10 protein-coding genes and 2 tRNA genes are annotated in these 12,584 nt (G+C 41.8%); 9 read left to right on the top strand and 3 right to left on the bottom strand.

Translation table 11 applies throughout. The features are described 5' to 3' along the window. Positions 1-57: 57 nt before the first annotated feature. On the top strand, positions 58-1,557 hold the full coding sequence (locus tag V7K89_RS03295) for an Ig-like domain-containing protein (protein ID WP_335184316.1): 1,500 nt from the start codon (positions 58-60) through the stop codon (positions 1,555-1,557). Positions 1,558-1,750: 193 nt separating this feature from the next. Here V7K89_RS03295 and V7K89_RS03290 read toward each other — a convergent pair whose 3' ends face one another. Continuing rightward, positions 1,751-1,945, bottom strand: a complete 195-nt coding sequence (locus V7K89_RS03290; protein WP_335184315.1) for a hypothetical protein — start codon at positions 1,943-1,945, stop codon at positions 1,751-1,753. A gap of 630 nt (positions 1,946-2,575) precedes the next feature. On the opposite strand from V7K89_RS03290, the gene V7K89_RS03285 reads away from it, so the two are divergent. After that, entirely contained in the window at positions 2,576-4,102 is a 1,527-nt protein-coding gene (locus V7K89_RS03285) for a hypothetical protein (protein ID WP_335184314.1), read from the top strand. A gap of 42 nt (positions 4,103-4,144) precedes the next feature. On the opposite strand, the gene V7K89_RS03280 is transcribed toward V7K89_RS03285, so the two are convergent. After that, on the bottom strand, positions 4,145-6,286 hold the full coding sequence (locus V7K89_RS03280; protein WP_335184312.1) for an NAD(P)/FAD-dependent oxidoreductase: 2,142 nt from the start codon (positions 6,284-6,286) through the stop codon (positions 4,145-4,147). Positions 6,287-6,446: 160 nt separating this feature from the next. On the opposite strand from V7K89_RS03280, the gene V7K89_RS03275 reads away from it, so the two are divergent. From V7K89_RS03275 to V7K89_RS03250, 6 genes are all read left to right on the top strand, one after another. Beyond that, a complete protein-coding gene (locus V7K89_RS03275) occupies positions 6,447-6,680 on the top strand; it encodes a hypothetical protein (RefSeq protein ID WP_335184311.1) in 234 nt (77 codons plus the stop codon). A 588-nt stretch (positions 6,681-7,268) separates the two neighbouring features. Beyond that, complete coding sequence (locus tag V7K89_RS03270) at positions 7,269-8,393, top strand: alpha-hydroxy acid oxidase (RefSeq protein WP_335184310.1); 1,125 nt, start codon at positions 7,269-7,271, stop codon at positions 8,391-8,393. A 107-nt stretch (positions 8,394-8,500) separates the two neighbouring features. After that, positions 8,501-8,584, top strand: a tRNA-Leu gene (locus V7K89_RS03265). A gap of 33 nt (positions 8,585-8,617) precedes the next feature. After that, positions 8,618-8,872: a hypothetical protein gene (locus V7K89_RS03260; RefSeq protein ID WP_335184309.1), complete on the top strand. Its 255-nt coding sequence runs from the start codon at positions 8,618-8,620 to the stop codon at positions 8,870-8,872. A gap of 488 nt (positions 8,873-9,360) precedes the next feature. Continuing rightward, entirely contained in the window at positions 9,361-10,158 is a 798-nt protein-coding gene (locus tag V7K89_RS03255) for a WecB/TagA/CpsF family glycosyltransferase (RefSeq protein ID WP_335184308.1), read from the top strand. A 251-nt stretch (positions 10,159-10,409) separates the two neighbouring features. Further along, positions 10,410-10,481: transfer RNA gene (locus V7K89_RS03250), tRNA-Gln, on the top strand. 88 nt (positions 10,482-10,569) lie between these two features. Here the strand turns inward: V7K89_RS03250 and V7K89_RS03245 are convergent. Next, complete coding sequence (locus V7K89_RS03245; RefSeq protein WP_335184307.1) at positions 10,570-11,049, bottom strand: hypothetical protein; 480 nt, start codon at positions 11,047-11,049, stop codon at positions 10,570-10,572. Between the two features lie 231 nt (positions 11,050-11,280). Here V7K89_RS03245 and V7K89_RS03240 point away from each other — a divergent pair, with 231 nt between their 5' ends. Then, on the top strand, positions 11,281-12,579 hold the full coding sequence (locus V7K89_RS03240) for a hypothetical protein (protein ID WP_335184306.1): 1,299 nt from the start codon (positions 11,281-11,283) through the stop codon (positions 12,577-12,579). Positions 12,580-12,584 lie beyond the last annotated feature (5 nt).

The following is a 12,584-nucleotide window of genomic DNA, read 5'->3' as shown; positions in this document are numbered from 1 at the left end:
GATAACTAACGACCAATGCCCCATGCCCAATGCCCAATGCCCAATGCCTCATAACCAATGACTAAATCTAAAGCATTTATCCAACCACTAGATCGTATAGCGATCGCACTAATGCTACTTTTGAGTGTGCTGATTGGGTTAATCATCTTGCAAGGTGATGTGGTAACTGCTCGTGTCCGGGAATTTACTTGGCAAAATCAACAAATTGGAGCAGAAGATAATTCCTTCACCCTCACCTTCAGCCGCCCAATGGAAGCAAAAAGCGTCGAGGATAACTTGAAAATCGATCCACCCCTAGCAGGTAAATTCAGTTGGGCAGGGCGGCGGATGGTTTATACACTGGTGACACCAGCACCCTATGGCACAAATTATAAAGTGCAGTTACAGGGAGCTAAAGATAAATTTGCAGAGCAAGAAGGCAAAAATCGCGTCATACAGCCTTTTACAGGTGGCTTTCGGACACGCGATCGCGTAATTCTTTACATCGGAACCGATCGAGAAGAACAGGGACGGTTAGTTCTTTACAACTTGACCCAAGAGCAAAAAAGGGTGCTTACCCCTAAAGACCTGATAGTAATCGACTTTGAGTCATTTCCAGATGGGGAGAAAGTTTTATTTTCTGCTCGCGCCGCAAACAATCAAGACTTACTTTCGGCCCAACTGTATACGGTGACAACAGGCGTTTCTGCTAAATCTGGACAAAAAGCAGAACTAGAAGGCAAAGTTGACCTGACTTTAGATAGTAAAGATTATCAAAACCTGAAATTTGACTTATCACCTGATGGGCAAACTATTGTCATCCAGCGGGGAAATAAAACTAATCCTGGCGACTTTGGACTATGGTTTATGCCAGCAACCAGTGATGGTTCAGCAGAAAAACCCACCCCGAAACGTCTAAAAAGCCAACCAGGGGGAGACTTTATGGTGACACCAGATAGTAAAGCCGTAGCAGTTGCCCAAGGACAAGGAGCAGCGATTTTACCACTGCAAGGTGATGCCAGTAAACCCCTAGATTTTCTGCCGCAGTTTGGTTTGGTACAGGCTTTCTCCAAAGATGGCTCTCAAGCAGCAATGGTAAAGTTTAATACAGATTACACGCGGGATTTATTTTTGGTGACAAACCAAGGTGTACAGAAACAGCTATTAAAAACAACAGGTTCAATAATCAGTTGCCAATTTGACATCGCCTCACCCACCCTCTATTGCTTGCTAACACAACTAGTATCTAAAGAACAATACATAGAACAGCCCTATGTGGTGGCAATTGATTTGAAAACTGGGCAACAAAAACCACTGTTAGTACTGCCTCCCGCTCAACGAAATGTGCAAATGAGTTTATCTGCCGACGGTTTGGGCTTGTTATTTGACCAAGTAGTACCGCAGACAAACACAACAGCATCATTACCCACAAACGCTTTGAAAACTGATGACGGAGATGTTATTGCTACCAGTAGCCTGTGGTTAATGCCTTTGTTGCCCATCGCTGATGCTGCGACTGTTGAAATTAGACCAGAACAACTTCCCTTAGCCGGATTTCATCCCCGATGGCTACCTTGAGCGAATAATTCGTAAGTCGTAATACTCGCTAAAGGCAAGAAGCAAGCTACGTAATTCGTAATTGTGAGTAGTAATAACTGTAGGGTGGGCACTACTAAAAACATCAAATTTAGGTTGCCTCGTTCCCAGTCTCAGACTGGGAATACCCCTCATTGAGCAATGTGATCGCGCCCTACTGCTTCAATAATTTAAATCACCTTGACAATGGCGATCGCACCCATTGCGTTTGGTGTTCCAGGGTCATGGGCTGTTCTGTATAAAAACGCCTGATCTCTTCTAGGTTTATAGTGATATAAAGCAGATTTCCACCCCCGATTTGATAAGGGTAGGAGTTATCAAAAAATTCCTTTGGTTCCAGGAAAATCCCAGTTCCATAAAGGGCATACATCTTGTGTCCAGAGAAAGCTACAAAATCTAAAGTTTTATTTATATAAATTATTACTTTTTTATTAATAATTTACAAGTCTTATAGTAAACGGAATCTCTGAACGTTGCAGTTATAGCGCAAACTCTTGGTTGTTTGCTGACATTAAATAGAAATAGCGATCGCTTAGGATTAGAGAATTATCATTAAAGAGCAGATACTTGTACGGACATCTATATTTAAATAATCGATAAGGCATTACAAAATGTATTTCCGAAGACAATTACAATTTATCTCTAAAGACAGATGCGATTATAAAAAATAAAGTATAATTTTAGGCAGTTTTTTCATGTAAAAAACTTCATTAGCCAGCCAATACAGTTTTATTTTTAATGTATCGGGTTTCTCCTCTTTCTCGCCTATCCTCGAAGGCTGCCAGAGTTCTTTTTCTACCTCTTCTTGACGGGGCAGAGCATCATAGTGTTATAACGGCATCAGTCTAGATACAAAATGGGGAACACCAATTGATAATTAATTGCTGGTGCTTGGAGAGAATTAAACTTAGCTTCTAGAGCAAACCCTGATTATACACAGTTGATAAGCAATGCTAATGCCAGCACTGCTGAATATTTTTAAGCAGGTGAGTCAAGAGTGATGAATGAAGCTGACACCTCAAACAAGGGGGCTGTGATGGAATCCCTAAATTATGCTAATTCGCCACAATCAGAGCAGGCGAGTTGTCCTTTTTACTCAGTTGTGCCTAATGACAATATGACAGTTAAAAAACTGCCACTCCTCATGCCAGCTGAAGATACACAATTTTTACAAGATACTACCCAGCAGGACTGGGTTGCAGAGCCTGAAAGCGGCAAACAAGCACTTATTGACTCGGAATTTCAGAAATTGCTGGCATTGAACGAAGAATTACGTGCGGCTAACAATAAATTGTATGAACAAGTGGAGCAGCTAAAAGACAACCTAGCTGAGTCAGAAAAGGTTTTACAATGGCAAAAAACGCGTTCTAGCGTTAGTGAGTCGATGCTCAACCAACACACTCAGGAACTAGCTGCGGCTCAAGAACAGATAAAATCTTTATTTCAACAATTAGAAACTGCTGTACAAACTGTTCAACGTCAGGAAATTTTCACTGATACTTATAAAGCACAGCTACAAATTAGCCAACAACGCCTTGCCCAGTTAGAGCGAGAATGTACGTTACTACACACTAATAACAACGAACAATCTCAGCAGTTATTGCAGTCAGAAAATGTTTGTCGGGAGCTACGTACAAGACTGATGCGACAACAACGCCAGACGTTGCAATTCAAAGCAGCTTTGGAAAAATGTCTAGATACATCGGTTCCTAACTATGACTCCTTAGAAGATGCTGCAAAACATCCTAAAGACATAACTAGTAGCCAAGGAAGATTTTCTAGAAAAGCTCGGTCTTTGTTTCCTAACGCCCAGCCAATTCAACCTTGGTCAGCAGAAGAATCCTTGAGTAACAGTCTAGATAATTCTTGGGGTGAACCTTCAGCACCAATTCCATTCCAAAGAAATGAAGCTTCTGCGACACCGCCATCATCTCCTTGGAACTGGACAGTTAAAAAAGACACGCCAACACCAACACAACCCCCGCCATCTCCAGAAGTTAATGATTCTCCAGATACAACTGAAGCGGTTTCACCTTCGGGTTCATCAAATTTAGATCAGCAATTAGATAGTTTAATCCAAATGTTTTTCACCTCCCGGGCTGCATCTACATCACCACCACCTGCTGGTAAAACGGATGTTAGTGATGCCCCGATTTGGGAGACTTTAGCAACAATGTTAGAAGACGATGAGGAACTAGAAAATCCACAGGAGGAACATTTGGAAGCAGAAATTAATCCTCCTGCAACTATCTCTACTTATTGGACGACGGATTCTGTGGTTTCACCAGCTAATGACTTACTGATTTCCTCCACTCCATCTCACACTGAAACGCCAGTCAGAGAAACTGAAGACTACTGGTCAGAAGTTTCACAATTGTCAGCAAGTAATTTGTCCTCAGAGTCATTAGGTGATAACACTAATGATGATAATTCACCTTCACCAGTAGTTTATCCCCAGCGTCCACCCAAGGGGCGTAAGTCGTTGGCATCTGTAGAACTGCCGAATTTTCGCCCCAAGAGTCAATAGTTAGTTGTCATTTGTCATTTGTCTAAAACTAATGACCAATGACTAATTCAGAATCCTTGCTTCTGACTTTGGAATTATGGCTTCTGGGTTGGTTTTTGCTACCTGGCTGGGCGATCGCGGTTTGCCTGTGGCGATCGCATAATTAATCGCCAATAACCACAGCCACAAGCCTGGATTCCGGGGTTCTAGCCAAAAACCTACTCGGTTCAAGAAGCGCAAAAACCAGGGACTTAGTAAAGCACTAACCAGGGCATGACGACCGAAGTTGAAATAACTACCAAGCCATCGCACTAAATCTCTAGGGCCAGCAAGTTCCCAAATCCATAAAAGCAAGGCAGGATTTTTCCTAGCGGCTTTCAGTGCTAAACGGTTAAAGGTCAACCAATCACACCGATCTTTGATAAAGTTATCTGCCACCTCTGGCGGTTCGTCTGCTAACAGCCCAAAAAAGGTATTGAGCATGGCGTTAATTCGTTGCGGCGGTAAAAATTTACCTGTGGGTACCATCATGCCTTTGGAAAAGAGCCAAGTCACGGAAACGTTGGTTTGATAGGCACGAATTTTGTTTAAGTGGCGGAAACTCAACAAGTCATGTTTGAGAGCAGTATCCAACAGCGTTGTTAAGCGCTCTAAGTTGCGAACTAAGGAACCAAAACCTGTGAAAACGAGGGGAGATTGAAGTGATGCAGCATCACCGATCGCAATTAATCGATCAAAGGCAACTGTGCGATCGCGACTTCCCACACTAAAATGCCCTGGTATATATCCAAATGTCGGCTTCTTCCACACCAATTTGTCCATATCGCACCTGCGATACTCTGGCAAAATCGTGAAAAAGTCTTCGTACATCTCCAGCAAGGAACCAGGATTTTCAGCATTGACTTCGTGGTAATGAAATAAATAAATCGTCAGTTCATCATCAGCTGCGGGAAACAATTCCCAAATCAACTGCCTTCCCCGCGAAATATCCCCATGACTGTAAAGAACGTCCCCATATTGAGAATCCCATACTCCCGGCTCAAATCCGCTTTCAATTGCCGCTCCTACTGTTGGACAGACACTATCAAAGGCACGACCACCGTTTAATTGCCAAGCGATGGGGGATGCAGTTCCCATTGCATCTATTAGCAGTCGTCCACTTACTTGCTTTTCAATCTGACTAGGCAAATGCTTGACTTGCAAAACTACCTGTGATGTGTCAATATCTGCACGGATAAACTCTGTTTCATCCCAAATTTCACCGCCTGCTGCTTGCAGTTTTTGCCCACACATTTGAAGCCATTTTTCGGAATCCAAGCCTAAATTTAGGACTGTGGGTGTGTGGAGGACGGGCGATCGCAGTTTGGGTGGATTATTAGCATCAAAAAACTTATTAAATCCGTCTTTGTATTCCCTGGCAATGATTGTTTCTAACTCAGCGGGGGTGACTAAACCCAAGTTAAGCAAGCTTTGAATTTCGTCACGGGAAATATTCCATTCTCGGTTCATCCGCCCAAAGCGCATTCGTTCCACCAGCAAGACTTTATATCCCAGTTTTGCCATTACTGCTGCATGGATTACGCCTAATGCGCCGCCAATGTAAATGATGTCGTACTGGGCATGGGGCTTAAGACATGGGGCATTGTTTATTTCTCCCCTGCTCCCCTGCTCCCCTGCTCCCCTGCTCTCTTGCGAAAACACCACTTGACGCGGCTGCTGCGGATTTTGCACCCCTTCGCGCCATCGTTGTTCCCACCAATAGGCACGAGTTAGGTCATATTCACCGTTAGGCATTTTCTGAAAATACTTGACGGTAAGGGGATAAGTAGAGCTTAGTGCGGCAAATATTGATTGCTGGGATAAATCAATTGCTGGCGGTTCTGGGTAATGATGCAAAAAACTGCTTCTAATTTCCTTGGTCAAGCGTTGCAGAATTTGTCTTTCATTGGGAAAGGGTTGTTCTGACCAGCGAAACACTTTCAGATAGGTAGTTCGTTGCACCGACCAGACAAATACTGAAAGTTCTGTAGGCAAGTTTTCGGAAGGAGCCACTCCAGCAGGTGTAGTAGTACTAGCTATTCTAAGGCAAAAGCCTTCCGAAGTAAGCTCTTTTTCTCCATTTCCAGGTTCAAAATCTGTTTGTAACCAACTACGCACAGATTCTATATCTGGAGTTGGAACTTCTAAATAAAGTATTTCTTTCATTTTTTCCTGACATCTCCTCTCAATTTACTCACTAAGACAGATTTTCTTAAGACATAAAGTAAGGTACACTCCGCCCTATTAGTTTCGTAAAGATTCAGTGAAGAAATTTTAAGAGTTTGTCAAAGTTATTGTTCATTTTGTATTTCTGTAAACCCACGCCATGAATTATCCCATTCCAGACAGTCCCCAAGAAATTATTGCTCTGCGACAACAGCCAATTGACGAAGAACTAGTTGCCAGTGCAATCGCTGGAGTAATTAAAATTGTCCGCGCTCAGGGTCAATCTTTGGAAGAATTGACTGCTCAGTTGTTAGCAGACGATTCACTGTTGGATCAGCAACAACGCCGTTGGTTAAGCCAATTAGTTGCCCAATCCTGGGAAAAGTTCTCCTAAAACCTTGGATAAGATGAAGTTTTGGTCGCAGGATGAGATTTCTAGGTTTATACCTAAATGTTGGCGATGCCTGCGGCGGGCTGCGCCTACGCATTTTCGGTATAGGAGTAATAATAGTCAGTATGGAATTGGCAATTGGGTTGTTATTTTTGCGTTCATGGCACAGAAGCCACTAAATTAACCATATCAGCGTTTTACGTTGCTTATGAATTTTACAACGTTCTGAAACGGAAAGACCTCTGGCGCAAAGCAGAGGTCTTTTTTTGGAAGTAATTTTCATGCTGTTTGAGCAACACCTCAGTACATAAATACAGTTGAGTGATCGCTAACCAAGTAAGTAAAAATAAATACAACTATGCTAAAAATCCATTTGAAAGCCTTGACAAGGAATAATCGTAGTCAGCGGCTCTAGTAAAGCACGGCGTAAATAAGTAGACCATTGAAAAGCTCTTTAGAGCTTATTCTATAAAACTTTTGACTTTTGAATCAGTGATTTTTGACTTCCACCTTGCGGTATTAGCCATTTAAAATCTTATGCAGAGCGATAAATCGCTGACTACGAACAAAAGTTTTATCTTAGATTTAATTATGTCTACCGACTTATCCACAGACGATCGCTTTCAACCCATTAACCTTTTCGAGTATGAAAAGCTAGCAAAAAAACACCTGTCTCAAACAACACTTGATTACTACAGCAGTGGTGCTTGGGACGAAATCACATTGCGAGATAATCGTGCTGCTTTTGAGCGAGTCAAGCTGCGACCTCGGATATTAGTCGATGTGAGCGATCGCAATCTAAGTACCTCGATTTTAGGACAACCCCTGCAACTACCTTTGTTAATTGCACCGATGGCTTTTCAATGTCTAGCCCATCCAGACGGAGAAGTTGCCACAGCCCTAGCTGCTGCATCGGCTGGTGTGGGTATGGTGTTAAGTACAATGGCAACAAAGAGCATTGAAGAAGTGGCGACTGCATGTAATCAGTTTCCAGATTCTCTACGATGGTTCCAGCTTTACATCCATAAAGATCGAGGATTAACTCGTGCTTTGGTAGAAAAAGCTGATAAAGCAGGCTACAAAGCACTTTGTCTAACTGTAGATGCACCCGTTCTTGGACAGCGCGAGAGAGATAGACGTAATGAGTTTGCCTTACCCCAAGACTTACATCTGGCTAATCTTGCGAGCATCTCAGGGCTAGATATTTCCCATGAAAAAAGAGAATCGGGGTTATTTACCTACTTTGCCCAACAGCTAAGCCCAGCAGTTACTTGGGACGATTTGGAATGGTTACAGTCTTTATCTGGGCTACCTTTAGTCATCAAAGGAGTTTTACGCCCAGATGATGCTGTACGGGCTGTAGAATATGGAGCCAAAGCAATTGTTGTTTCCAATCATGGTGGCAGACAACTCGATGGGGCGATCGCTTCTTTAGATGCCCTCACTGAAATAGTAGCCGCAGTGGATGGTAAAGTAGAAGTGGTGTTGGATGGAGGCATTCGTAGAGGCACAGACATTCTCAAAGCTCTGGCATTAGGAGCAAAAGCAGTACTGATCGGACGACCCATATTGTGGGGACTAGCGGTAGCAGGACAGATCGGTGTATCTCATATCATCTCACTGCTGCAAGATGAGTTAAATGTAGGAATGGCCCTTAGTGGCTGTGCAAAAATACAGGATATTGACCCTAGTTTATTGAACCTGCCACGCCTCTAAGCTGGAGATTCTTAAAACTGTTATTCCAGCAAAACTTTGAGAAATAATTTTCAGACTTGTTACAAAATATCTTAATTTAGAGTATACTAGTTAAGACTTAGATATAAGGGCGGGTGGCGGAATTGGTAGACGCACCACACTCAAAATGTGGCGGCCTTACGGTCATAGGAGTTCGATTCTCCTCCTGCCCACTACCAAACAAGTTGCTAAAAAGGTTAAAATTTATGCGCCTGAAAAGATGGGAATCTCCCCGTAAAGAAGGCAGAAATGATAAAGGAAAAGGCGGTTCTGCTAGGAAGCGTCAACTGAAAAAACAAAGGCAAATGTTACGCCAAAAACTTAAAGAAAGTAACAAGTCACACAATAATAAAAACCAGAGAGCAGGGAAAGATAAATTTATCTTTCCCTTATTTATTGGGATTTTATTTCAGAAAAAAATAAAATTTAGAGATTTTTCATTAATAGAGAGACTAAATTAAATCTGTAATAAATTTGTAAATCATATCAACAGTTATTAGCTGTTCTTTAAAATATACTAATTTTCATTTAACCTCTTAAGCGCATATTTACGTATAAAATTGGCAGACTTAGTGGCTAGCATTTTACTTTCCTACTTAAGGAGTTAAGTACTATATACTACTTTATATACATCATTTATCTAGGAATTTATCGCAATTATAATGCTTAGATGAACTAACCAAAAATTAATTATGAAGGAAGTATGAATTTTGTCAAGGAGTGTCTAAAATCCTTAACATAAAACAGTAAGCTAAGACACAGCAGCAAATAATTCTAGTATTACCGATTAAGCCAAAAGTATACTAAAAAGGCAATTGCACCTCCATGTGTTAACTTCCAACAATGACACAAGCCGACAAAAAGTCAGGAGTCATCCAATCTGAATATTAAATAATTTGGATTGGTCTAGGTAATCTATGAATTGTTTTCTTGGATACAGGAGTTATTGATGGTGGCGAGAGTGCTTCTACCTACTAAAAAAGTGCTTGATTTTCCTATTACTGCTTTACGGTTTGACGAGCAGATACAAACAATACTGAAGTGGGCGAGTAGGCGTGAGAGCAAAACTGTATATGTAGCCAATGTACACATGCTTATTGAAGCCCATTGGAATCCAGAGTTTGCCACCATATTGCGAAATGCAGATATAGTTACTCCTGATGGTATGCCTCTAGTATGGATGATGCGAAAAATGGGAGCGCTTTACCAAGACCGTGTAGCAGGGATGGATATTTTTCTCGCATTGTGTCAGCTAACTCAAACACAAAATCTGAGCATTTTCTTTGTAGGTTCCCAAACAGAAATTCTGTCTAGGATACAAAACAGGTTAGAGAAGGAATTTCCGCAGATAAAGATTGCGGCGATGGAACCTTTACCTTTCCGTCCTCTAACCGAAATTGAAGACGAAGCCTTAGTTCAAAAGATTAATTCTAGTGGTGCTAGCGCTGTTTTAGTTTCTCTGGGATGTCCCAAACAAGAAAATTGGATAGCTCAACATAAGGGCAAAATACAAGCTGTAATGATTGGGCTGGGTGGAGTTTTCCCAGTTTATGCCGGAATTCATAAGCGGGCACCCCGCATAGTTCGAGACTTAGGACTTGAATGGCTATATCGATGGATTCAAGAACCACGCCGACTTTGCGGCCGCTATGCGAAGACTATTCCACTCTTTATATGGCTGGCTACTAAACAACTACTATCATCAAGTCGGATTGCAGCAGTCTTCCTTCACGAGACTGGGGACTAAAGAAAAAGAAATAAGTGAGACTGACTCTAAAGCGTTTAGCATCAAGGGAACCAGATTTTAGATGCTAAGGAAAGAATTTTATGTCTGAAGCACGAAGATTCAAAGGTTCACCTCAAAGTGATGAAAGAATCAAAGTGCAAAGATTCCCACCAATCAATGTCCTGCTGTAAAAAACCATTATCTGAAATCAACTATTAAAGTACTTGACATTAACCTAAGACTAAGTGTTATACTAATCATAGTCAAATTATTGGGGCGTCGCCAAGTGGTAAGGCAGCGGGTTTTGGTCTCGCCATCCCTGGGTTCGAATCCTAGCGCCCCAGTTAAAATAAAGACAGGCATCATGCCTGTCTTTTAAAGTATTTAATTGCATTTTTCAGATGTGTCTCAATGCATCTAATCCTGTAGATGTTACTTGTCAGGCGATTTGAGAGCTTGATCTAGAGTCTGTCGAGCTAATTCTGCTTTAGCTCGCGCTTCTTGGTAGCGTACATTAGCTTGGGCAAAATTTTTGAGAACTTTAAAACCTTCCTTGAGTCGAGTAATTTCTTCTTCAGTCACCGACTCATCGGTGAACAGAATATCAACAGTTTTGCGAATTTCCAACGCTTCAGATCGTGACTCCTGAACTTTCAGCTTGAGCGTAGCCAGGTTACTCAGAACCTGAACAGCTTGTGTAATGGTATCCTCACCATTAGCAGTTTCAATAGTTGACTCTTTAACCTCAATTAATTGTTGAGGGCCAAATCCTTCTTCAAGTTCCGTGGGTAGCTTACCTGCATCCATCAGTTCCATCAGTTGATCCATTGCTTTATCACGGGCTTTGGCTGAATCTTTTCCAGAAACAGTAAGGATAATTTCTGGGCTTTGAGCGAGAGTGTATTGAACCATATTTGAGCAGAAAGTTTGCTGGTTAACCAAGCTGAGGAAAACAATTATAACATGTTGCGTCTTTGGTCATTTATTGGTTTATTGGCTTTAGTATCAGTGTGTTAATATCTGATTTATTATCTTTTTTAATGATTTAATTGTTATTCCTACTTTTACCACTTTTACCAAGTCTCTCAAAATAAAACTTTATACTTAAGAAAAGGAAATAATTTTCAACAGGAGGGGAGAGCAATGGCTCCCAGTCCCACCATCATGCAAGCTGTGGAACAACTGGGCTACCGTGTCACTGTTGGTGATGTGGCAACTCAGGCAGGATTGAACGTCGCTGAAGCTAATCAAAGCTTGTTAGCCCTGGCATCTGATGCTGGCGGACATTTACAGGTAGCAGATTCAGGTGATATAGTTTACCTTTATCCACAAAATTTTCGAGCAATTTTGCGTAATAAATACTTCCGGTTACGATTGCAGGAATGGTGTAAAAAAGTCTGGAGTGTTCTGTTTTATCTGATTCGCATTTCTTTTGGAATTTTCTTAACTGTTTCCATCGCCCTGATAACTATTACCATCTTCGTGATCATTACTGCTGCTAATTCAGACCGTGACGGCGACAATCGGGGCAGTAATTCCGGCGGTGGGGGGTTCTTCTATTTTCCAAATTTATTTTGGTATCTTAGCCCAAATTATGACACCCACTACCAGGAACAAAGACGTGAAAGGCCAGAAGAAAGCAATCTAAATTTCTTTGAAGCTGTGTTTTCGTTTTTATTTGGCGATGGTAATCCTAACGCCAACTTAGAAGAACGTCGCTGGCAAGAAATTGCTACGGTGATTCGGAGTAACCGTGGTGCAGTGGTAGCAGAACAAATTACCCCATATTTGGATGACATTGGTGAGGGATACACAAGAGAGTACGAAGATTATATGTTGCCCGTTCTAACGCGGTTTAATGGGCAACCGGGGGTAAGTCCAGAAGGGCAAATTGTTTATTACTTCCCAGAGTTGCAGGTGAGCGCAGTTAAAAAGCGCCGTCATGCAATATCAGATCGTTTAGAGGAATTTCCCTGGCGTTTTAGCGCTGCAAATTCTGGGCAAATTATGCTGAGTGCTGGGTTAGGAATACTAAATTTTATTGGTGCTTTAGTACTGGGAAGTTTATTGAGAGATGGAACTGTTGCCGTCCAATTAGGTGGACTGGTAGCTTTTGTACAAGGAATTTATTGGCTGCTATTAGCTTACGGAGCAGGTTTTTTAGGCATACCGTTATTACGTTATTTCTGGATTCAGTGGCGTAATCGCAAAATAGGCGATCGCAACCGCGATCGCCTTTCCAGAGCAAGGCTATTGGCAAGTCCTGATGCACTTTTGCAACAAAAAATCAACTATGCCCAACAATTTGCAACAGAAAAAGTCATTGGCAAAGAAGATTTAGTGTATTCTAGTGAAACTGACTTACTCGACCAAGAAGTTGAACGTTCTGCAAAAATTGATGCTGAATGGCAACGGCGCTTAGAACGTGGGACTGGAGAATAGGGAGC

Source organism: Nostoc sp. (genome assembly GCF_036917515.1).
Taxonomy (GTDB): Bacteria; Cyanobacteriota; Cyanobacteriia; order Cyanobacteriales; family Nostocaceae; genus Nostoc.
The sequence above is the reverse complement of the archived record's forward strand: the minus strand, read 5'-3'. Positions and strand labels throughout refer to the sequence as shown.